Source organism: Pseudomonas sp. Van50, from assembly GCF_055390755.1.
Genome location: NZ_AP024343.1, coordinates 5,259,487 through 5,280,520, shown reverse-complemented (window position 1 = coordinate 5,280,520; position 21,034 = coordinate 5,259,487). Strand labels below are relative to the sequence as shown.

17 protein-coding genes and 1 pseudogene are annotated in these 21,034 nt (G+C 59.9%); 11 read left to right on the top strand and 7 right to left on the bottom strand.

Going from position 1 to position 21,034, the window contains the following annotated elements:
- Positions 1-82: 82 nt before the first annotated feature.
- From ACZ5M5_RS22500 to gcl, 3 genes are all read right to left on the bottom strand, one after another.
- Positions 83-973, bottom strand: coding sequence for a 2-hydroxy-3-oxopropionate reductase (locus ACZ5M5_RS22500; protein WP_464738011.1), 891 nt, complete (start codon positions 971-973; stop codon positions 83-85).
- 155 nt (positions 974-1,128) lie between these two features.
- Positions 1,129-1,911 (bottom strand): hydroxypyruvate isomerase, encoded by a 783-nt coding sequence (gene hyi / locus ACZ5M5_RS22495; RefSeq protein WP_060741148.1) that lies wholly within the window; start codon positions 1,909-1,911, stop codon positions 1,129-1,131.
- A gap of 136 nt (positions 1,912-2,047) precedes the next feature.
- Entirely contained in the window at positions 2,048-3,823 is a 1,776-nt protein-coding gene (gcl, locus tag ACZ5M5_RS22490; RefSeq protein WP_060741149.1) for a glyoxylate carboligase, read from the bottom strand.
- A 267-nt stretch (positions 3,824-4,090) separates the two neighbouring features.
- On the opposite strand from gcl, the gene ACZ5M5_RS22485 reads away from it, so the two are divergent.
- A complete protein-coding gene (locus tag ACZ5M5_RS22485; RefSeq protein WP_060741150.1) occupies positions 4,091-4,531 on the top strand; it encodes a GlcG/HbpS family heme-binding protein in 441 nt (146 codons plus the stop codon).
- A 211-nt stretch (positions 4,532-4,742) separates the two neighbouring features.
- Positions 4,743-5,198 (top strand): annotated as a pseudogene (locus ACZ5M5_RS22480) (REP-associated tyrosine transposase); the annotation flags it as partial.
- Positions 5,199-5,330: 132 nt separating this feature from the next.
- On the opposite strand, the gene ACZ5M5_RS22475 reads toward ACZ5M5_RS22480, so the two are convergent.
- Positions 5,331-5,936, bottom strand: coding sequence for a TetR/AcrR family transcriptional regulator (locus tag ACZ5M5_RS22475; RefSeq protein ID WP_014339596.1), 606 nt, complete (start codon positions 5,934-5,936; stop codon positions 5,331-5,333).
- 132 nt (positions 5,937-6,068) lie between these two features.
- On the opposite strand from ACZ5M5_RS22475, the gene ACZ5M5_RS22470 reads away from it, so the two are divergent.
- Positions 6,069-6,983, top strand: coding sequence for a DUF808 domain-containing protein (locus tag ACZ5M5_RS22470; protein WP_464738010.1), 915 nt, complete (start codon positions 6,069-6,071; stop codon positions 6,981-6,983).
- 132 nt (positions 6,984-7,115) lie between these two features.
- Here ACZ5M5_RS22470 and ACZ5M5_RS22465 read toward each other — a convergent pair whose 3' ends face one another.
- Positions 7,116-7,904: an MlaA family lipoprotein gene (locus ACZ5M5_RS22465; RefSeq protein ID WP_092170930.1), complete on the bottom strand. Its 789-nt coding sequence runs from the start codon at positions 7,902-7,904 to the stop codon at positions 7,116-7,118.
- Complete coding sequence (locus ACZ5M5_RS22460; RefSeq protein ID WP_060741153.1) at positions 7,897-9,195, bottom strand: alpha/beta fold hydrolase; 1,299 nt, start codon at positions 9,193-9,195, stop codon at positions 7,897-7,899. The genes ACZ5M5_RS22465 and ACZ5M5_RS22460 overlap by 8 nt, the downstream gene beginning before the upstream one ends.
- 424 nt (positions 9,196-9,619) lie before the next feature.
- On the opposite strand from ACZ5M5_RS22460, the gene ACZ5M5_RS22455 reads away from it, so the two are divergent.
- The 3 genes from ACZ5M5_RS22455 (at position 9,620) to ACZ5M5_RS22445 (ending at position 12,771) form a co-directional block, all read left to right on the top strand.
- On the top strand, positions 9,620-10,474 hold the full coding sequence (locus tag ACZ5M5_RS22455; protein ID WP_060741154.1) for a glycine betaine ABC transporter substrate-binding protein: 855 nt from the start codon (positions 9,620-9,622) through the stop codon (positions 10,472-10,474).
- A gap of 330 nt (positions 10,475-10,804) precedes the next feature.
- Positions 10,805-11,116 (top strand): DUF485 domain-containing protein, encoded by a 312-nt coding sequence (locus ACZ5M5_RS22450; protein WP_060741155.1) that lies wholly within the window; start codon positions 10,805-10,807, stop codon positions 11,114-11,116.
- Positions 11,113-12,771, top strand: a complete 1,659-nt coding sequence (locus tag ACZ5M5_RS22445) for a cation acetate symporter (RefSeq protein ID WP_060741156.1) — start codon at positions 11,113-11,115, stop codon at positions 12,769-12,771. The genes ACZ5M5_RS22450 and ACZ5M5_RS22445 overlap by 4 nt, the downstream gene beginning before the upstream one ends.
- Positions 12,772-13,036: 265 nt before the next feature.
- Here ACZ5M5_RS22445 and gltA read toward each other — a convergent pair whose 3' ends face one another.
- Positions 13,037-14,326, bottom strand: a complete 1,290-nt coding sequence (gene gltA, locus ACZ5M5_RS22440) for a citrate synthase (RefSeq protein WP_003204440.1) — start codon at positions 14,324-14,326, stop codon at positions 13,037-13,039.
- Between the two features lie 364 nt (positions 14,327-14,690).
- Here gltA and sdhC point away from each other — a divergent pair, with 364 nt between their 5' ends.
- The 5 genes from sdhC to ACZ5M5_RS22415 all read left to right on the top strand — a co-directional run bounded on the left by sdhC (position 14,691) and on the right by ACZ5M5_RS22415 (position 21,013).
- A complete protein-coding gene (gene sdhC, locus ACZ5M5_RS22435) occupies positions 14,691-15,065 on the top strand; it encodes a succinate dehydrogenase, cytochrome b556 subunit (protein ID WP_003179220.1) in 375 nt (124 codons plus the stop codon).
- Positions 15,059-15,427 carry a succinate dehydrogenase, hydrophobic membrane anchor protein gene (gene sdhD / locus ACZ5M5_RS22430; protein ID WP_003204438.1) on the top strand — a complete coding sequence of 123 codons (369 nt, stop codon included), beginning with the start codon at positions 15,059-15,061 and terminating at the stop codon, positions 15,425-15,427. Before sdhC ends, sdhD begins: the two co-directional genes overlap by 7 nt.
- Before the next feature lie 3 nt (positions 15,428-15,430).
- A complete protein-coding gene (sdhA, locus tag ACZ5M5_RS22425; RefSeq protein WP_060741157.1) occupies positions 15,431-17,203 on the top strand; it encodes a succinate dehydrogenase flavoprotein subunit in 1,773 nt (590 codons plus the stop codon).
- Between the two features lie 11 nt (positions 17,204-17,214).
- Positions 17,215-17,919 (top strand): succinate dehydrogenase iron-sulfur subunit, encoded by a 705-nt coding sequence (locus tag ACZ5M5_RS22420; protein ID WP_053123967.1) that lies wholly within the window; start codon positions 17,215-17,217, stop codon positions 17,917-17,919.
- Between the two features lie 262 nt (positions 17,920-18,181).
- On the top strand, positions 18,182-21,013 hold the full coding sequence (locus ACZ5M5_RS22415) for a 2-oxoglutarate dehydrogenase E1 component (RefSeq protein WP_060741158.1): 2,832 nt from the start codon (positions 18,182-18,184) through the stop codon (positions 21,011-21,013).
- Positions 21,014-21,034 lie beyond the last annotated feature (21 nt).

The window sequence follows — 21,034 nt, the reverse complement described above, 5'->3', positions numbered from 1 at the left end:
CGATAGCGGTTTTACATTCAACAAAGATGTTGGCTGGGCTACCGTTATCGCGAGCAAGCTCGCTCCCACAGGGGGGCAGGGTCTATTTGTCGCGAATCGAGAAATTGGCCATATGCTCCAACCCCTTGATCAGCGCCGAGTGATCCCAGTGGCTGCCGCCAATGGCCGCGCAGGTGCTGAACACTTGTTGGGCGTTGGCGGTGTTGGGCAGGTTGATGTTCAGTTCCTTGGCGCCTTGCAGGGCCAGGTTCAGGTCCTTCTGGTGCAGGCTGATGCGGAAGCCCGGGTCGAAGGTGCCCTTGATCATGCGTTCACCGTGTACTTCGAGGATCTTCGACGACGCGAAACCGCCCATCAGTGCTTCACGGACCTTGGCCGGGTCGGCACCGTTTTTCGCGGCGAACAACAACGCTTCGGCCACCGCCTGGATGTTCAGGGCGACGATGATCTGGTTCGCCACTTTGGCGGTCTGGCCATCGCCATTGCCGCCCACTAGGGTGATGTTCTTGCCCATGGCCTGGAACAGCGGCAGGGCCCGCTCGAAGGCGGCGTTGTCGCCGCCGACCATGATGCTCAGGGTCGCAGCCTTGGCACCGACTTCACCACCGGAGACCGGGGCATCGAGGTACTGCGCGCCTTTTTCATTGATCTTCGCCGCGAACGCCTTGGTGGCGGTGGGGGAGATCGAACTCATGTCGATCACCACCTTGCCCGCGCCCACGCCCGCCGCTATGCCGTCGGCGCGCAACAGCACGTCCTCGACCTGCGGCGTGTCCGGGACCATGACGATGATGAACTCGGCTTCCTGGGCCACTTCCTTCGGGTTGGCCAACGCCACCGCGCCGCCGGCCAGCAGGTCGGTCGGAGCCGCGTCGTGGTGCTGGGACAGGAACAGGCTGTGGCCGGCCTTTTGCAGGTTCAGTGCCATGGGGTGGCCCATGATGCCGGTGCCAATGAATCCGATTTTAGCCATGGGAAAATCCTCTTGTTTTTGTATTGCTTCAAGCAAATGAGGGAGTGCTTTTCTGTGGGAGCGAGCTTGCTCGCGATGACGGTGTGTCAGCCAGGAAATGAGTGACTGGACTGACGCCATCGCGAGCAAGCTCGCTCCCACAGGGGGAAACTGCGTCAGATCGCGTTATGGGTTTTCAGCCAGCCCAGGCCGGCTTCGGTGGTGGTCAGCGGCTTGTATTCACAGCCGACCCAACCCTGGTAGCCGATGCGGTCCAGGTGTTCGAACAGGAAGCGGTAGTTGATTTCCCCCGTGCCCGGCTCGTTGCGGCCCGGGTTGTCCGCCAGTTGCACATGGTTGATCTCGCCCAGGTGTGCCGACAGGGTCCGGGCCAGGTCACCTTCCATGATCTGCATGTGGTAGATGTCGTATTGCAGGAACAGGTTGGCGCTGCCCACCTGCTCCCGGATCGACAAGGCCTGGGCGGTGTTGTTCAGGTAGAAGCCAGGAATGTCGCGGGTATTGATGGCCTCCATCACCAGCTTGATGCCTTTGGCCTGCAACTTTTCGGCGGCGTATTTCAGGTTGGCGACGAAGGTTTTCTCCACCAGGGTTTCACTGCAGTTCTGCGGACGAATCCCCGACAGGCAGTTGACCTGCGTGTTGCCCAGCACCTGGGCATAGGCGATGGCCAGGTCGACACCGGCGCGGAACTCCTCGACCCGATCCGGCAGGCAGGCAATGCCACGTTCGCCCTTGGCCCAGTCGCCGGCCGGCAGGTTGAACAGCACTTGGGTCAGGCCGTTGGCGTCGAGCAAGGCCTTGAGTTCGGCGGAGCTGTAGTCATAGGGGAACAGGTATTCGACACCACTGAAGCCGGCCTTGGCGGCGGCTTCGAAACGGGCGAGGAAATCCTGCTCGGTGAACAGCATGGACAGGTTGGCGGCGAAACGCGGCATGGTGGTCTCCTGTGAGTATTTATCAGGCCCCCTGTGGGAGCGAGCTTGCTCGCGATAGCGGTGTGTCTGCTTGCATCCAGGTTGAATGTAGCGCCGTCATCGCGAGCAAGCTCGCTCCCACAGGGACGCCGGTCGGTCAATCGAGCAACGAAATAGCGGTCGGTGCATCGTTGCCCACAAGCGCCAAGTCTTCAAACTCATTGACGGCATTGATCTCGGTGCCCATGGAGATGTTGGTCACCCGCTCCAGGATGATCTCGACGATCACCGGCACCTTGAACTCCTCGATCATCGCTTGGGCCTGGCGCAGCGCCGGTTGGATACCCGCCGGTTCGAACACCCGCAGCGCCTTGCACCCCAGGCCCTCGGCCACGGCAACGTGGTCCACGCCATAGCCGTTGAGTTCCGGGGCGTTGAGGTTGTCGAAGGACAGTTGCACGCAATAGTCCATGTCGAACCCGCGCTGGGCCTGGCGAATCAGGCCCAGGTAGGAATTGTTCACCACCACATGGATGTAGGGCAGCTTGAACTGCGCACCCACCGCCAGCTCTTCGATCATGAACTGGAAATCATAGTCGCCCGACAGCGCCACGACCTTGCGGCTCGGATCGGCCTTGACCACCCCCAGCGCCGCCGGAATCGTCCAACCCAAGGGGCCGGCCTGGCCGCAGTTGATCCAGTGGCGTGGCTTGTAGACGTGGAGGAACTGCGCCCCGGCGATCTGCGACAGGCCGATGGTGCTGACGTAGCAGGTGTCCTTGCCGAACACCTGGTTCATTTCTTCGTACACCCGCTGTGGCTTGACCGGCACGTTGTCGAAGTGAGTCTTGCGCTGCAGGCTGGCCTTGCGTTGCTGGCAGTCCTGCAGCCAGGCGCTACGGTTTTTCAGTTTGCCGGCGGCTTGCCATTCGCGGGCCACTTCGATGAACACCGTCAAGGCCGAGGCAGCGTCGGAAACGATGCCCAGGTCAGGGGTGAAGACGCGGCCGATCTGGGTCGGCTCGATGTCCACATGAATGAACGTGCGGCCTTCGGTGTAGACGTCCACCGAACCGGTGTGACGGTTGGCCCAGCGGTTACCGACGCCCAGCACCACGTCCGACTTGAGCAAGGTCGCATTGCCGTAGCGGTGGGACGTTTGCAGGCCGACCATGCCGACCATCTGCGGATGATCGTCGGGAATGGTGCCCCAGCCCATCAAGGTGGGGATGACCGGGATACCGGTCAGTTCGGCGAACTCCACCAGCAGGTCGCTGGCATCGGCGTTGATGATGCCGCCGCCGGCCACCAGCAATGGACGCTCAGCCTGATTGAGCATCGCCAGGGCTTTCTCGATCTGCACGCGATTGGCCGCGGGTTTGGCCAGCGGCAGCGGTTGATAGGCGTCGATGTCGAACTCGATCTCAGCCATCTGCACGTCGAACGGCAGGTCGATCAGCACCGGGCCCGGGCGGCCGGAGCGCATTTCGAAGAACGCCTTCTGGAAGGCATACGGCACCTGGCCTGGCTCCAGCACGGTGGTTGCCCACTTGGTCACGGGTTTGACGATGCTGGTGATATCCACAGCCTGAAAGTCTTCCTTGTGCATACGGGCGCGGGGGGCTTGCCCGGTGATGCACAGAATCGGGATCGAATCGGCCGAAGCGCTGTAGAGGCCGGTCACCATATCGGTGCCGGCCGGGCCCGAAGTGCCGATGCATACACCGATATTGCCGGCCTTGGTCCGGGTGTAACCCTCGGCCATGTGCGAGGCGCCTTCAACGTGGCGAGCGAGGACATGATCGATGCCACCCACCTTCTGCAGGGCGGAGTACAGCGGGTTGATCGCGGCACCCGGGATGCCGAAGGCCGTGTCCACGCCTTCACGGCGCATCACCAGAACGGCGGCTTCGATTGCTCTCATTTTGCTCATGGTTTTGTGCCTCTTACGTTTTGTAATTGTATACAAGTGGCTTTGTGCAGAGTGTATTCATGGCGAACGACGAAGGTCAATCCATTTCCTCAAGCACCTGTTTCATTCGTCGGAAGGTCAGGTTTTGCTGCTCTCTTTCATCAGTTAAGGCGATTTGTGAAAATTATTGTATACAAAAATATTCAGTGTTGTGTTCTATTTGTGAGGTTCGGTTTTTCTGAAAGTGAAGCCAAAAGGCTTTTCCATAACAAAAGAAGGACAGCACCCATGAGCGCTCTAACCTTGAAAGTCGCCGTCAACCTGGCCGGGCAAGCCCTTGCCGCCGGTCGTGAAATCAGCGCTGCGCCCTTGACCGTCGCGGTCCTGGACAGTGGCGGACACCTGATTGCCCTGCAGCGCGAAGACGGCGCCAGCCTGCTTCGCCCGCAGATCGCCATCGGCAAGGCCTGGGGCGCCATCGCCTTGGGCAAGGGCTCGCGCCTGCTCGCCCAGGACGCCCAACAACGCCCGGCGTTCTTTGCCGCGTTGAATGGGTTAGGGCAGGGCAACGTCGTACCGGCCCCGGGTGGGGTATTGATCAGGGATCAGGACGGGAGGGTGCTGGGGGCGATTGGTGTCAGTGGTGATGTTTCGGATGTGGATGAGCAGGTGGCGGTCAGGGCGGTGGAGGCGTTGCAGTTGAGGGCGGATGTGGGGGTGGTTGCTTGATTTTGGGGTGAATGGACTGGTGCCATCGCGAGCAAGCTCGCTCCCACAGGTTTGATGCCAGACACATAGTGTCTAAATACCGCAAACCCAGTGTGGGAGCGAGCTTGCTCGCGATGACGATCTGTCAGACACATCCAGCCAAGAGTCAGCCCGGCATCCAAAAATCAACTGGCCTAGCCTTTGATGACCTGATTATTGGAGAGGCGAAGGAATGCCTGATCTACCTGCTTCACATCGCTTGCGCATTGGCCGTTACGGTGAGTTGAGTCGAATCTATTTATTGACCACTAACACGGTTGAGCGAAAGCCGATTTTCCAGGACTTCGCTTTAGGCAGATTGGTCGTTGAACAATTTCGGTTTGCCCAGGATAAGAAATGGGCGAAGTCATTGGCTTGGGTGGTTATGCCTGATCACTTCCATTGGTTGATCGAATTGCAGCAAGGCTCGTTGAATGAGTTGATGCAAAAAACCAAGTCCTTGAGTGCTCGGGCGGTGAACCTGTCCACTGGACGACAAGGTAGCCTGTGGCAACAGGGATACCATGACCGAGCGCTGCGGCGCGAGGAGGACTTGGTCAAGCTCGCTCGCTATGTTGTCGCCAACCCGCTGCGGGCAGGTCTGGTGACGCGATTGGGTGACTATCCACTGTGGGATGCAATATGGGTTCAATCTGAAGTCGAGGTGCCTTCAATCGCGAGCAAGCTCGCTCCCACAGGGTTGATGCTGGACACATGATGCCTAGACACCGCAAACCCAGTGTGGGAGCGAGCTTGCTCACGATTGAAGGCAACTCGGTCTTCAGTCTGGCTCACACCCCTTCAACACCAACCGAATGATCGTCTGCGCCGCCGCTTCGTAATCCGCTTCATCCAGCTTCGCCTTGCCGGTCACGGCGCTGATCTGCCAGTCGAAATCGGCATAGGTCTGGGTGGCGGCCCAGATACTGAACATCAGGTGGTTGGGGTCGATGGGGGCGATCTGGCCGCGGTCGATCCAGGTCTGGATGCAGTCGATGTTGTGCCGGGCCTGGGCGTTGAGTTGTTCCACCAGATCGGGGCTCAGGTGGGGGGCGCCGTGCATGATTTCGCTGGCGAAGACTTTCGAGGCGAAAGGCAGGTCGCGGGAGATGCGGATCTTGGAGCGGATGTAGTGGCTCAGCACCTCGCCGGGCACGCCGTCGGCATTGAACGGTGTCGAGGCCTGGAGAATCGGCTCGATGATGCTTTCCAGCACCTCGCGGTAGAGGTTTTCCTTGGATTTGAAGTAGTAGTAGACGTTGGGTTTGGGCAGGCCGGCCTTGGCCGCGATGTCGCTGGTCTTGGTCGCGGCGAAGCCCTTGTCGGCAAATTCTTCGCTGGCGGCACGCAGGATCAATTCTTTGTTGCGCTCGCGGATTGTGCTCATAAACCCAGGGGTTCCTTGCCTGTTCTGGCGGTGGCGCATGGTAGCACCAGCTTCGCGCGGCGCTCAAGAATGCCCCAAGGCGCTGCGGCTCGCGGTATGCTGCGCGGCATTATTATTCAAGGAGCCCCCTCCATGGCTGGAAGCAGTTTGCTGGTACTGATCGACGACATCGCCACCGTGCTCGACGATGTCGCGCTGATGACCAAGATGGCCGCCAAGAAAACCGCCGGCGTGCTCGGCGATGACCTGGCGCTCAATGCCCAGCAAGTGTCGGGCGTGCGTGCCGAGCGGGAGCTGCCAGTGGTGTGGGCGGTGGCCAAGGGCTCATTCATCAATAAATTGATCCTGGTGCCGTCGGCGCTGGCGATCAGCGCCTTCGTTCCTTGGTTGGTGACGCCCTTGTTGATGGTGGGCGGCGCCTATTTGTGTTTCGAAGGGTTCGAAAAACTTGCCCACAAGTTCCTTCACAGCAAGGCCGAGGACCAGGCCGAACATGCGCAACTGGTCGAGGCGGTGGCGGACCCGGCGGTCGATCTGGTGGCCTTTGAAAAGGACAAGATCAAGGGCGCGGTGCGCACCGACTTCATTCTCTCGGCCGAAATCATCGCGATCACCCTCGGCACCGTCGCTGATGCACCACTGACCCAGCAGGTGATCGTCCTGTCGGGCATCGCCATCGTCATGACCGTTGGCGTCTATGGTCTGGTGGCCGGGATCGTCAAGCTCGATGACCTGGGACTCTGGTTGACGCAGAAGCCAGGCCAGGCCGCCAAAAGCATCGGCGGTGCGATCCTGAGGGCGGCACCCTACATGATGAAAAGCCTGTCGGTGATCGGCACCGCGGCCATGTTCCTGGTGGGCGGTGGCATCCTGACCCATGGCGTGCCAGTGGTGCATCACTGGATCGAAGGCGTGGCAGCCAGTGCCGGTGGTGCCGGGTTTATCGTGCCGACGCTGCTCAATGCCGTGGCCGGGATCGTTGCCGGGGCGGCGGTGTTGGCGGGGGTGATGGTGGTCGGCAAGCTCTGGAAAGCGCTGAAAGGCTAAGACTGGCAACCCATGACAACTGTGGGAGCGAGCTTGCTCGCGATGAGGGCCTGACATTCAACATTTATGTTGTCTGACAGAGCGCTATCGCGAGCAAGCTCGCTCCCACAGTGGGTTTGGGGTGGTCGAAAGTTACTCGGCGATCTGCAACTTGCGCGACTCGGTGTACACGTACCGCACCTTTTCATACTCGAACGGCGTGTTCAGTTGGCCATAACGGAAGCTGGTCTGGTAGCGCCTGTCCACGCCGCGCAGGAGCAGCAGTTCCGGGTGGTTGGAGCTGACTTCGGCGACGTTGAGGAAGTTGATCGCCGATTCGGCCGTGTAGTCCACCAGCAGGCCAGAGGTGTCGCGCAGGTTCGACGGGCCGAAGATCGGCAGTACGAAATACGCGCCGCCTGGCACGCCATAGAAGCCCAGGGTCTGACCGAAGTCTTCGCTCTGGCGCGGCAGGCCCATGGCGGTGGCCGGGTCCCACAGGCCGGCGATGCCCACGGTGGTGTTGAGCAGCAGCCGCGCCGTGGTTTCCATTGAACGCTTGCCCTTGAATTGCAGCAGGCTGTTCATCAGGTTCGGCACGTCCCCCAGGTTGTTGAAGAAGTTGCTGACCCCGGTGCGCACGAAGCCTGGGGTAATGTAGCGATAGCCATCGACGACGGGCAGGAAGACCCATTGGTCGAAGCGGTAGTTGAAGTGATAGACCCGGCGGTTCCAGGATTCCAGCGGGTCATAGACGTTCAACGCGTTGAGGGTCGAGCGCTCGAACTCGCGCTGGTCCAGCCCCGGGTTGAACTTGAGTTTGGTCAGCGGTTCCTTGAAGCCGTCCGAATCCACCACCACAGGCGCGTTGGCTTTGCTGTTGTCGGCGTGGACCATGCCCGCACTCATTAACGCAGCGATAAGCAGCAGATATTTAGCCACGGAAAAACTCCAGCATGGCGTCGCTGTTGACGCGGTAGTTAAGGTTGCCGCAGTGGCCGCCCAGTGGATAAACCGTCAGGCGATCGCCAAAGGTCTTGCGCAGGAAGCCCAGGTCGCCCGGGCCGAGAATGACGTCGTCGGCATTGTGCATGACGGCAATCTTCGGGCTGTCGTGCAGGTAATCCTTCAGCGCGTACAGGCTGACTTGGTCGACCAGTTGCAGCAGGCTGCCGCCGTCGGTGCGTGCGCGCCACATCGGGATCACCTGCTCGGTGAGGTAACAGTCGAAATCGCATTGCAGCGCACGCTTGAGGAACGGCGTCAGGCTGGTGCTTTCGGTAATCGGGAACTTGGGTGGGATGATCAGGCCGCGACGGTTGATCAGGTCCGAGGTGAACGCGATGTCGGCTGCCGAGAAACGGAACGAGGTGCCGATCAACATCGCCATCTGTTCATTGCTCAAGTGCTGCTTGGACTGTTGGAAGTCGTAGAGCAGGGCGTCGTTGAGGTCGATGTAGCCTTTTTGCTGGAAGTAACGGGTCAGCTTGTTCAGTACCAGTTCATAGAAGGTCGTGGTGCTGTTGATGCCCTTGACCTCGGTCTGGACCAGTTTGTCCAGGTTGGTGATCGAGGTGTAGAGGTTCACCGGCGGGTTCAGCAGCAGCACTTTCTTGAAATTGAAGCTGCGCCGGGTTTCGTCCAGGTGGGCGACAAAGGCCGCATCCAGAGCGCCGAGGCTGTAGCCGGTCAGGTAGTACTCGGTCACCGGCAGCTTGGGGTTCTGCGCGCGCACGGCCTGCATCACCCGGTACATGTCCTCGGCGTCTTCCTTGGAAATGCCCGGCGTGGCAAAGCGCGAAGCGGCACTCATGAAGTCGAAACTGGTGGGCGAGGACAACTGCACCACGTGGTAGCCGGCCTTGTAGTAGAGGCGCTTGAGGTATTCGTTGAGGGTGCTGTCGTAGCGCGCACCGGTGCCGGCGATCAGGAAGATCAGCGGCGCGGGCTTGTCCTGGGTGGCCATGCGGTAGGTGAGGCTTTTAACCGGCCAGAAGTTGTCCGGCAGGATGAACTCGCGTTCCGGGCGCAGGGTCAGGCTGTGGTCGGCCTGATTGATGTCTTCGATCAGCGGCAGCTCCGGACGCAGGTCCGGCGGCGTGGTGGCGATGGTCGCCTCGAACGGGTTGGTCAAGGGGTAGCCATAGCTGGCGGCGTCAATATCTGCCGCCAGCGCGGACGCACTCAGGATAAGGCCGCCGAGGAGGGCAGCGAAGCGCAAGGAACGGAGCATGACTGGATCCCTTAGAGGAAGGTGCCGAATGAAGTTCGCAGCCTATGACCACCGAAGCGGAGCCAAGTGCCATGACGGGCACAAAACAGGCACGGACGGGGCGCGATAGTAGCGGGACGATACACGGTCATGCGCAGTGGCGGCTAGTTATCTGGCATTTACCGGATTTGGCCTGCAAATCTCACGTGTGAGGAGACGCCAATTGCCCGGAAACAGTAGCTGGCGTTCTGATGTCGTTTCTCGTTGCCTCGACGTCGCAGACAGAGCAGGTTGCGGAACGGCACAGGTTGATGATCAATCCTGTCAGTACTCCACTGGCGTTCAGACCGGTTTGAGGGCGAGCGTGATGGGGGCGCTGAGCATCATAACTATACGTTGACGCCGCCCGACATCCGTCGGGCGCAGCACTTTCGGGGAAGTAACGATGAAGATGCGACGACTCTTGGGCGCAGGTGCCGCACTGGTACTGGCCGTCAGTTCCACCTTGGCCAGCGCCGAAACCAAAACCCTGAGCATCGGTTACGTTGACGGCTGGTCCGACAGCGTCGCGACCACCCACGTGGCCGCCGAAGTGATCAAGCAAAAACTCGGTTATGACGTGAAGCTGCAAGCGGTCGCGACCGGGATCATGTGGCAAGGCGTGGCCACCGGCAAACTCGATGCGATGCTGTCGGCCTGGCTGCCAGTGACCCACGGCGACTACTGGACCAAGAACAAGGATCAAGTGGTCGATTACGGCCCCAACTTCAAGGACGCAAAAATCGGCCTGATCGTGCCGGAGTACGTCAAGGCCAAGTCGCTCGAGGATCTCAAGACCGACGACTCCTTCAAGAAGCGCATCGTCGGCATCGACGCCGGTTCAGGCGTGATGCTCAAGACCGAACAGGCAATCAAGGATTACGACCTGACCGGTTATCAACTCAAGGCCAGTTCCGGCGCCGGCATGATCGCCGAGCTGACCCGTGCCGAGAAGAAAAACGAATCCATCGCGGTCACCGGTTGGGTGCCGCACTGGATGTTCGCCAAGTGGAAACTGCGCTTCCTGGAAGACCCGAAAGGCGTCTACGGCGCGGCTGAGACTGTAAACAGCATCGGCAGCAAGGAACTGGGCACCAAGGCCCCGGAAGTGGCCGAGTTCCTGAAGAAATTCCAGTGGGCGTCGAAAGACGAGATCGGCGAAGTCATGCTGGCGATCCAGGAAGGCGCCAAGCCGGACGCCGCTGCCAAGGACTGGGTCGCCAAGCACCCGGACCGCGTGAAGGAGTGGACCGGCAAGTAATCAACCTGATTTAGCTGGCTCGAGAAGCCGCATGACGTTGTGTCATGCGGTTTTTTTGTGCCTGCAATTCCTGGGTTCTACACCGAGCCCTGTGAGAGCAAGGCTTGCCCGCGATGGCATCGCCTAGGTCTCAAGTTCAAGCGAGGTGCCTGCATCGCGGGCAAGCCTTGCTCCCACAGAGGCTCGCTCCCACAGGGGGGATTACGAGAAATGTGCGGGAAACTGGCAAAACCGTCATGTCGTTCTAATACTAAGGTCGTCTGGAACCTGGCCTTGAGCCGCATAGAGTAGAGTCGTTCCAATTAAATCTGTGCTGCGAGGATAAAAACAATGAACGACAGCATTTACCTCTCGATTCAAAACAGCCCGCGCTTCAAGGAGCTGGTGAGAAAAAGGGAAAAGTTCGCCTGGATTCTCTCGGCGATCATGCTTGGGCTGTATTCCGGCTTCATTCTTCTGATTGCCTACGGGCCACACATTCTCGGGGCCAAGATCACGCCTGAGTCCACCATCACCTGGGGTATTCCCATCGGTGTCGGCCTGATTGTCTCGGCCTTCATCCTGACCGGCATCTACGTGCGGCGCGCCAACGGCGAGTTTGACGACCTGAACAATGCGATTCTCAAGGAGGCTCAGCAATGATCCGGCGTCTACTGGCTCTATTGAGCATCGCAGCGTTCGCACCAGGCGCCTGGGCGGCTGACGCCCTGACCGGTGCCGTGCAGAAACAACCCCTCAACGTCGCGGCTATCCTGATGTTCGTGGCCTTCGTCGGCGCGACTTTGTATATCACCTACTGGGCGTCCAAGAAAAACAACTCGGCGGCCGACTACTATGCGGCCGGCGGCAAGATCACCGGTTTCCAGAACGGCCTGGCAATCGCGGGCGACTACATGTCGGCGGCGTCCTTCCTGGGCATTTCCGCGCTGGTGTTCACGTCCGGTTATGACGGCCTGATCTACTCCATCGGCTTCCTGGTGGGCTGGCCGATCATCCTGTTCCTGATCGCCGAGCGCCTGCGTAACCTGGGTAAGTACACGTTTGCCGATGTGGCGTCCTATCGCCTGGGCCAAACCCAGATCCGTACCTTGTCTGCCAGCGGTTCGTTGGTGGTGGTGGCGTTCTACCTGATCGCGCAGATGGTCGGTGCCGGCAAGCTGATCCAGCTGCTGTTCGGCCTGGACTACCACGTTGCGGTGATCCTGGTGGGTATCCTGATGTGCCTCTATGTGCTGTTCGGCGGCATGCTGGCCACCACATGGGTGCAGATCATCAAGGCGGTCTTGCTGCTGTCGGGTGCTTCGTTCATGGCGTTGATGGTCATGAAGCACGTCAACTTCGACTTCAACATGCTGTTTGCCGAAGCGGTGAAGGTTCACCCTAAAGGCGAGGCGATCATGAGCCCCGGCGGCCTGGTGAAGGATCCGATCTCGGCCTTCTCCCTGGGTCTGGCGCTGATGTTCGGTACCGCTGGCCTGCCGCACATCCTGATGCGCTTCTTCACCGTGAGCGACGCCAAGGAAGCGCGCAAGAGCGTACTGTATGCCACCGGCTTCATCGGTTACTTCTATATCCTGACCTTCATCATCGGCTTCGGCGCGATCCTGCTGGTCAGCACCAACCCGGCCTTCAAGGACGCGGCAGGTGCCTTGCTGGGCGGTAACAACATGGCGGCGGTGCACCTGGCCAACGCCGTGGGCGGCAGCATCTTCCTGGGCTTCATCTCGGCGGTAGCCTTTGCCACCATCCTGGCGGTAGTGGCGGGCCTGACCCTGGCCGGTGCCTCGGCGGTGTCCCATGACCTGTATGCCAGCGTGATCAAGAAAGGCAAGGCCAACGAGAAGGACGAGATTCGCGTCTCGAAAATCACCACCATCGCCCTGGCGGTGCTGGCGATCGGCCTGGGTATCCTGTTCGAGAAGCAGAACATCGCGTTCATGGTGGGCCTGGCGTTCTCCATCGCGGCGAGCTGCAACTTCCCGGTACTGCTGCTTTCGATGTACTGGAAGAAACTGACCACTCGTGGCGCCATGATTGGTGGCTGGCTGGGCCTGGTCAGTGCCGTGGGCCTGATGATCCTCGGTCCGACCATCTGGGTACAGATCATGGGTCACGAGAAGGCGATCTTCCCGTATGAATACCCGGCGCTGTTCTCGATGGCCATTGCGTTCGTCGGCATCTGGTTCTTCTCCATCACCGACAAGTCGGCTGAAGGCGCAAACGAACGGGCGCTGTTCTTCCCGCAGTTCGTGCGTTCGCAGACTGGCCTGGGGGCGAGTGGGGCGGTTAACCATTGATGTAGCGATAAGAGCTTGAAGAAATACCCCGGTCGAGAGGCCGGGGTATTTTTTTGTGCCGGGTTTAAGGGGGCCAGGGCTGGCGTCATCGCGAGCAAGCTCGCTCCCACAGGGGATTGGGTTCCAGTGTGGGAGCGAGCTTGCTCGCGATGGCGCCAGTCCGGCCGCCACTGCATAAAAGGAGGCACAAACAAAACAGCCCCCGTTCTTATATAAGAAGCGGGGGCTGTTTCAATGCAGCTTGGGACCTATCGCAAGGCAGGTCTTACTTGCGGTCTTCCAGCTGGGTGATGTCACGCGACTCGTAGCCGGTGTACAGCTGGCGCGGGCGGCCGATCTTGTACGGGCTGGAGAGCATTTCCTTCCAGTGGGAGATCCAGCCGACGGTCCGCGCCAGGGCGAAGATCACGGTGAACATGCTGGTTGGAATGCCGATCGCCTTGAGGATGATCCCCGAGTAGAAGTCGACGTTCGGGTACAGCGAGCGCTCGATGAAGTACGGGTCGGTCAGGGCGATCTCTTCCAGGCGCATGGCCAGTTCGAGTTGCGGATCGTTCTTGATCCCCAGTTCCTTGAGCACTTCGTCGCAGGTCTGCTTCATCACGGTGGCGCGCGGGTCGCGGTTCTTGTAGACCCGGTGACCGAAGCCCATCAGCTTGAACGGATCGTTCTTGTCCTTGGCCTTGGCGATGAACTTGTCGATGTTCGAGACATCACCGATTTCATCGAGCATGGTCAGCACCGCTTCGTTCGCACCGCCGTGGGCAGGGCCCCAGAGTGCGGCGATACCGGCGGCGATACAGGCGAACGGGTTGGCACCCGAGGAGCCGGCCAGGCGCACGGTGGACGTGGAGGCGTTCTGCTCGTGGTCGGCATGGAGGATGAAGATCCGATCCATGGCCTTGGCGAGCACCGGGCTGATCGGTTTGATCTCGCACGGGGTGTTGAACATCATATGCAGGAAGTTCTCTGCATAGGTCAGGTCGTTGCGCGGGTACATCATGGGCTGGCCCATGGAGTACTTGTAGACCATGGCTGCCAGGGTCGGCATCTTCGCCACCAGGCGGATCGCGGAAATTTCGCGATGCTGGGGGTTATTGATGTCCAGGGAGTCGTGGTAGAAGGCCGAGAGAGCGCCGACAACGCCGCACATGACGGCCATCGGGTGGGCATCGCGACGGAAGCCGTTGAAGAAGGTCTTCAACTGCTCGTGAACCATGGTGTGGTTCTTCACGGTGCTGACGAACTGGGCCTTTTGCTCTGCGGTCGGCAGCTCGCCGTTGAGCAGCAGGTAGCAGGTTTCCAGGTAGTCCGATTTTTCAGCCAGTTGCTCGATCGGGTAGCCGCGGTGCAGCAGGATGCCGTTGTCGCCGTCGATGTAGGTGATTTTCGACTCGCACGAGGCGGTCGACATGAAACCTGGGTCAAAGGTGAAACGGCCCGTGGCCGTCAGGCCCCGTACGTCGATTACATCGGGACCAACGGTGCCGGTTAAAATGGGCAGCTCGACGGGGGCTGCGCCCTCGATGATCAACTGCGCTTTTTTGTCAGCCATGTGGCCTCCTATTAATGCTTGAAATCATCAGACAGACCCCCACGCAGGGCCCGCACCACTATAGTGAGATAAATCCGAAAGTCAATTTGCCTAAAGTCTTGCTCCAGAAGGCTTTAACCGCACTTTTTCCGCGAAATTACCTGCCGTTTACGCCTTTTGCGCCATATGTGCAATGCGCTATTAGGGGAAGGTGAACGCGTTGTCATTAGTAGCCTAACTGTCTATACTCGGCCACCGACCGCCAGGGGCTTTTGGGCCTGCTTTCTTGGGGGTCGTCACTCCCTGGGTGGTGAGTACCTGACCAGTGCGCGCCCCAACAACTTTGCCCTGATTGTTAGGGGCTCTTCAGTGTGAAAAAAAAGCCGTGAAAAGCCAACGACCTGTAAACCTAGACCTAAGGACCATCAAACTCCCAGTCACTGCTTACACGTCCATTCTTCACCGTATTTCCGGTGTCATCCTCTTCGTCAGCCTGGCCATCATGCTTTATGCATTGGACAAGTCGCTCGATTCGGAAGAAGGCTTCGGTCAGGTGAAAGCGTGTCTGACCAGTCCGCTAGCCAAGCTAGTGATTTGGGGCATCCTGTCCGCCTTGCTGTATCACTTGGTCGCCGGTGTGCGCCACTTGATCATGGACATGGGCATCGGTGAGACGCTGGAAGGCGGCAAGCTGGGCTCGAAAATCATTATCGCCGTGTCTGCGGTGCTGATCGTTCTGGCAGGAGTCTGGATATGGTAACCAACGTCACGAACCTTTCGCGTTCGGGCCTCTACGACTGGATGGCCCAGCGTGTGTCTGCGGTCGTTCTCGCGGCTTACTTCATTTTCCTGATCGGATATGTCGTGGCAAACCCAGGCCTGGGCTATGCCCAATGGCATGAACTGTTCGCAAACAACTGGATGCGTATCTTCAGTCTGCTGGCACTTGTCGCACTGGGCGCTCACGCCTGGGTCGGCATGTGGACCATCGCGACCGACTACCTGACGCCCATGGCGTTCGGCAAGTCGGCGACTGCCGTACGTTTCCTTTTCCAGGCAGTATGCGGCGTTGCGATGTTCGCTTACTTCGTCTGGGGTGTGCAGATTCTCTGGGGTATCTGATCCATGGCTAACATTCCAACGATTTCTTTCGACGCCATCATCATTGGTGGTGGCGGTGCCGGCATGCGCGCAGCGCTGCAACTGGCACAGGGCGGTCACAAGACTGCCGTGATCACCAAGGTTTTCCCGACCCGTTCGCACACTGTTTCCGCCCAGGGTGGCATCACCTGCGCCATCGCTTCGGCCGACCCGAACGATGACTGGCGCTGGCACATGTACGATACCGTCAAGGGTTCCGACTACATCGGTGACCAGGACGCTATCGAATACATGTGTCAGGAAGGCCCGGCCGCGGTGTTCGAACTGGACCACATGGGCATGCCCTTCTCGCGTACCGAGCAAGGCCGTATCTACCAGCGTCCGTTCGGTGGCCAGTCCAAGGATTACGGCAAGGGCGGCCAGGCTGCGCGTACTTGCGCGGCGTCCGACCGTACCGGTCACGCACTGCTGCACACCCTGTACCAGGGCAACCTGAAAGCCGGTACCACGTTCCTGAACGAGTACTACGCCGTCGACCTGGTGAAGAACCAGGACGGCGCCTTCGTCGGTGTGATCGCGATCTGCATCGAAACCGGCGAAACCACCTACATCCGCGCCAAGGCCACCGTACTGGCGACCGGCGGTGCAGGCCGTATCTACGCATCCACCACCAATGCCCTGATCAACACCGGTGACGGCGTCGGCATGGCCCTGCGTGCTGGCGTGCCGGTACAAGACATCGAAATGTGGCAGTTCCACCCGACCGGCATCGCCGGCGCCGGCGTACTGGTGACCGAAGGTTGCCGTGGTGAAGGTGGTTACCTGATCAACAAGCACGGCGAGCGTTTCATGGAACGTTATGCGCCGAACGCCAAGGACCTTGCCGGTCGTGACGTTGTGGCTCGTTCGATGGTTAAAGAGATCATCGCCGGCAACGGCTGTGGCCCGAATGGCGACCACGTGATGCTCAAGCTCGATCACCTGGGCGAGGAAGTGCTGCACAGCCGCCTGCCAGGTATCTGCGAGCTGTCCAAGACCTTCGCCCACGTCGACCCGGTCGTCGCGCCGGTTCCAGTGGTTCCAACCTGCCACTATATGATGGGCGGCGTTGCCACCAACATCCACGGCCAGGCGATCACCCAGAACGGCGAAGGCGTGGACGAAATCATCCCTGGCCTGTTCGCAGTGGGTGAAGTGGCGTGCGTATCGGTCCACGGTGCCAACCGCCTGGGCGGCAACTCGCTGCTCGACCTGGTGGTCTTCGGTCGCGCTGCCGGCCTGCACCTGGAGAAAGCGCTGACCGACGGTATCGAGTATGACGATGCCACCGATGCCAACATCGAAGCTGCCCTGGCGCGTCTGTCCGCTCTGAACGAGCGTACCGAAGGCGAAGACGTGGCAACCCTGCGTCGCGAGCTGCAGAACTGCATGCAGAACTACTTCGGTGTGTTCCGTACCGGCGAATACATGCAGAAGGGTATCGCCCAGCTGGCGCAATTGCGTGAACGAATCGCCAACGTGAAGATCAACGATAAGTCGCAGGCGTTCAACACTGCCCGTATCGAAGCGCTGGAATTGCAGAACCTGCTGGAAGTGGCCGAAGCCACCGCCATCGCCGCAGAAGTGCGTAAAGAGTCCCGTGGTGCCCACGCCCGCGAAGACTTCGAAGACCGTGACGACGAAAACTGGCTGTGCCACACCTTGTACTTCCCGGGTGAAAAACGCGTCGCCAAGCGTGCCGTGAACTTCTCGCCGAAGACTGTTCCGACTTTCGAACCAAAAGTCCGGACTTATTAAGGGTGACCGCTATGTTGCAAGTCAGTGTTTATCGCTACAACCCTGATCAGGACGCTGCGCCGTTCATGCAGGACTTCCAGGTCGATACCGGTGGTAAAGACCTGATGGTGCTGGACGTGCTGGCCCTGATCAAAGAGCAGGACGAGGGTTTTTCCTATCGTCGCTCTTGCCGCGAGGGCGTTTGCGGCTCCGACGGCATGAACATCAACGGCAAGAACGGCCTGGCCTGCATCACGCCGCTGTCGGCCGTGGTCAAGGGCAACAAGCTGGTGGTTCGTCCATTGCCAGGTTTGCCGGTTATCCGTGACCTGGTCGTCGATATGAGCATCTTCTACAAGCAATACGAGAAGGTGAAGCCATTCCTGCAGAACGACACGCCGGCTCCGGCCATCGAGCGTCTGCAGTCTCCGGAAGAGCGTGAAAAGCTCGACGGTCTGTACGAGTGCATCCTGTGCGCTTGCTGCTCGACCTCGTGCCCATCCTTCTGGTGGAACCCGGACAAGTTCCTGGGCCCGGCCGCCCTGCTGCAAGCGTACCGCTTCCTGGCAGACAGCCGTGACACCAAGACGTCCGAGCGTCTGGCTTCGCTGGATGACCCGTTCAGCGTATTCCGCTGCCGCGGGATCATGAACTGCGTCAACGTCTGCCCGAAAGGCCTGAACCCGACTAAGGCCATCGGTCACATTCGTAACATGCTGCTGCAAAGCGGCGTGTGATTCAGCTGCTGTACCCGTAGGACCGTTGTACCCGTAAAGGCCAGGGCGCGGGCTTCAACCCGCGTCTTGGCTATAACCAGAACAGCCGCTCACAAAGCGGTGGTTCTTATTTTGAAGAAATGAGACAAGCAGGGGCATCCGGGCTGGTACCCGGACTATCAGCGTGATCCTAAGTGGCTTGTTTTAGTCGCTGCACTCGGACTTCTGCAAGTTTGCTCGGTGTTTTCGCCGGTGGTGTTCCCCTAATCGAGGGTGACCAAGCATGCAAGAAAGCGTGATGCAGCGCATGTGGAACAGTGCCCACCTCTCCGGTGGTAACGCTGCCTATGTGGAAGAGCTCTACGAGCTCTACCTGCACGACCCTAACGCTGTGCCAGAAGAATGGCGCACCTACTTTCAGAAGCTACCGGCCGACGGTAATTCTGCCACTGATGTTTCGCACTCGACGATTCGCGATCATTTCGTGTTGCTGGCAAAGAACCAGCGCCGCGCTCAGCCGGTGTCTGCCGGCAGCGTGAGCTCCGAGCACGAGAAGAAGCAAGTTGAAGTATTGCGACTGATCCAGGCCTACCGGATGCGTGGCCACCAGGCAGCCCAGCTTGACCCGCTGGGGCTGTGGCAGCGTCCTGCACCTGCAGACCTGTCGATCACTCACTACGGCTTGACCAATGCCGACCTTGATACGACCTTCCGTGCCGGCGACCTGTTCATCGGCAAAGAGGAAGCGAGCCTACGCGAAATTCACGAAGCGTTGCAGCAGACATATTGCCGCACCATCGGCGCTGAATTTACGCACATCACCGATTCCGAGCAGCGCCAGTGGTTCCAGCAGCGTCTGGAAAGCGTTCGTGGCCGTCCGACGTACTCCGCCGACATCAAGAGCCACTTGCTCGAGCGCGTCACCGCCGGTGAAGGCCTGGAGAAATACCTGGGCACCAAGTACCCGGGTACCAAGCGTTTCGGCCTGGAAGGCGGCGAAAGCCTGATCCCGATGCTCGACGAGCTGATCCAGCGTTCCGGTTCCTACGGCACCAAGGAAGTCGTCATCGGCATGGCCCACCGTGGCCGCCTGAACGTACTGGTCAATACCTTCGGCAAGAACCCGCGCGAGCTGTTCGACGAGTTCGAAGGCAAGAAGAAGGTCGAGCTGGGCTCCGGTGACGTGAAATACCACCAGGGCTTCTCGTCCAACGTGATGACCAGCGGTGGTGAAGTCCACCTGGCCATGGCGTTCAACCCGTCTCACCTGGAAATCGTTTCCCCGGTGGTCGAGGGTTCGGTCCGCGCCCGCCAGGATCGTCGCAACGATCCGACCGGCGAGAAGGTGCTGCCGATTTCCATCCACGGTGACGCGGCATTCGCCGGTCAGGGCGTGGTCATGGAAACCTTCCAGATGTCGCAGACCCGCGGTTTCAAGACCGGCGGCACCGTGCACATCGTGATCAACAACCAGGTTGGCTTCACCATCAGCAACCCGGAAGACTCGCGTTCCACCGAGTACGCGACCGACGTCGCGAAAATGATCCAGGCGCCGATCCTCCATGTGAATGGCGATGACCCGGAAGCCGTGCTGTTCGTGACCCAGTTGGCCATCGACTACCGCATGCAGTACAAGCGCGACGTGGTGATCGACCTGGTCTGCTACCGTCGTCGCGGCCACAACGAGGCCGACGAGCCAAGTGGCACCCAGCCCCTGATGTACCAGCAGATCGCCAAGCAGCGCACCACCCGTGAGCTGTATGCCGAGCGCCTGACCCAGGGCGGTGTTCTGGATGTCGCCCGCGTCCAGGAAAAAGTCGATGAATATCGCAATGCCCTGGACAACGGGCTGCACGTGGTAAAAAGCCTGGTCAAGGAACCGAACAAAGAGTTGTTCGTGGACTGGCGTCCGTATCTGGGCCACGCCTGGACCGCGCGTCACGACACGCGTTTCGACCTCAAGACCCTGCAGGAACTGTCCGCCAAGCTGCTGGAAATCCCGGAAGGCTTCGTGGTCCAGCGCCAGGTCGCGAAGATCTACGAAGACCGGCAGAAGATGCAAGCCGGCGGCCTGCCGATCAACTGGGGTTACGCCGAAACCATGGCGTACGCGACCCTGGCGTTCGAAGGCCACCCGATCCGCATCACCGGCCAGGACGTAGGCCGCGGCACTTTCTCGCACCGCCATGCGGCGCTGCACAACCAGAAAGACGCCAGCACCTACATCCCGCTGCAACACCTGTACAAGGGCCAGCCACGTTTCGACCTGTACGATTCGCTGCTGTCCGAGGAAGCCGTCCTGGCGTTCGAATATGGCTACTCCACCACCGAGCCCAATGCGCTGGTGATCTGGGAAGCCCAGTTCGGCGACTTCGCCAACGGTGCCCAGGTGGTTGTCGACCAGTTCATCACCAGCGGCGAGCACAAGTGGGGCCGTCTCTGCGGTCTGACCATGCTGTTGCCACACGGTTATGAAGGGCAGGGGCCGGAGCACTCCTCGGCACGTCTGGAGCGTTACCTGCAACTGTGTGCCGAGCACAACGTCCAGGTTTGCGTACCAACGACACCGGCACAGATCTACCACCTGCTGCGTCGTCAGGTCATCCGTCCGCTGCGCAAGCCGCTGATCGTGCTGACACCGAAGTCGCTGCTGCGTCACAAACTGGCGATCTCCACGCTCGAAGACCTGGCCGAAGGCTCGTTCCAGACCGTTATTTCGGAAATCGACACGCTGGACGCGGCGAAGGTGACTCGCCTGGTCCTGTGCAGCGGCAAGGTCTACTACGACCTGCTGGAAAAACGTCGTGCCGAAGGCCGCGAAGACATCGCCATCGTGCGTATCGAGCAGCTCTACCCGTTCCCGGAAGAAGACCTGATGGAGGCCATCGCGCCTTACACCAACCTCACCCACGTGGTGTGGTGTCAGGAAGAACCGATGAACCAGGGCGCCTGGTACAGCAGCCAGCATCACCTGCGTCGCAGCATCGGCAACCATAACAAGGCCCTGGGCCTGGAATACGCCGGCCGTGATGCTTCCGCTGCACCTGCGTGTGGTTATGCGTCGATGCACGCCGAGCAGCAGGAAAAACTGCTGCAAGATGCTTTCACTGTTTAAGCCTTCGTGCTGACTGAAACC

Excerpts from the sequence above, each read along its gene's own strand:
- sdhD (WP_003204438.1), top strand. The coding sequence starts at position 15,059 with ATGGTAACCAACGTCACGAACCTTTCGCGTTCGGGCCTCTACGACTGG.
- hyi (WP_060741148.1), bottom strand. The coding sequence starts at position 1,911 with ATGCCGCGTTTCGCCGCCAACCTGTCCATGCTGTTCACCGAGCAGGAT.
- gltA (WP_003204440.1), bottom strand. The coding sequence starts at position 14,326 with ATGGCTGACAAAAAAGCGCAGTTGATCATCGAGGGCGCAGCCCCCGTC.
- sdhA (WP_060741157.1), top strand. The coding sequence starts at position 15,431 with ATGGCTAACATTCCAACGATTTCTTTCGACGCCATCATCATTGGTGGT.
- ACZ5M5_RS22500 (WP_464738011.1), bottom strand. The coding sequence starts at position 973 with ATGGCTAAAATCGGATTCATTGGCACCGGCATCATGGGCCACCCCATG.
- ACZ5M5_RS22460 (WP_060741153.1), bottom strand. The coding sequence starts at position 9,195 with ATGCTCCGTTCCTTGCGCTTCGCTGCCCTCCTCGGCGGCCTTATCCTG.
- ACZ5M5_RS22470 (WP_464738010.1), top strand. The coding sequence starts at position 6,069 with ATGGCTGGAAGCAGTTTGCTGGTACTGATCGACGACATCGCCACCGTG.
- ACZ5M5_RS22415 (WP_060741158.1), top strand. The coding sequence starts at position 18,182 with ATGCAAGAAAGCGTGATGCAGCGCATGTGGAACAGTGCCCACCTCTCC.
- ACZ5M5_RS22455 (WP_060741154.1), top strand. The coding sequence starts at position 9,620 with ATGAAGATGCGACGACTCTTGGGCGCAGGTGCCGCACTGGTACTGGCC.
- gcl (WP_060741149.1), bottom strand. The coding sequence starts at position 3,823 with ATGAGCAAAATGAGAGCAATCGAAGCCGCCGTTCTGGTGATGCGCCGT.
- ACZ5M5_RS22485 (WP_060741150.1), top strand. The coding sequence starts at position 4,091 with ATGAGCGCTCTAACCTTGAAAGTCGCCGTCAACCTGGCCGGGCAAGCC.
- ACZ5M5_RS22475 (WP_014339596.1), bottom strand. The coding sequence starts at position 5,936 with ATGAGCACAATCCGCGAGCGCAACAAAGAATTGATCCTGCGTGCCGCC.
- ACZ5M5_RS22420 (WP_053123967.1), top strand. The coding sequence starts at position 17,215 with ATGTTGCAAGTCAGTGTTTATCGCTACAACCCTGATCAGGACGCTGCG.
- ACZ5M5_RS22445 (WP_060741156.1), top strand. The coding sequence starts at position 11,113 with ATGATCCGGCGTCTACTGGCTCTATTGAGCATCGCAGCGTTCGCACCA.
- ACZ5M5_RS22450 (WP_060741155.1), top strand. The coding sequence starts at position 10,805 with ATGAACGACAGCATTTACCTCTCGATTCAAAACAGCCCGCGCTTCAAG.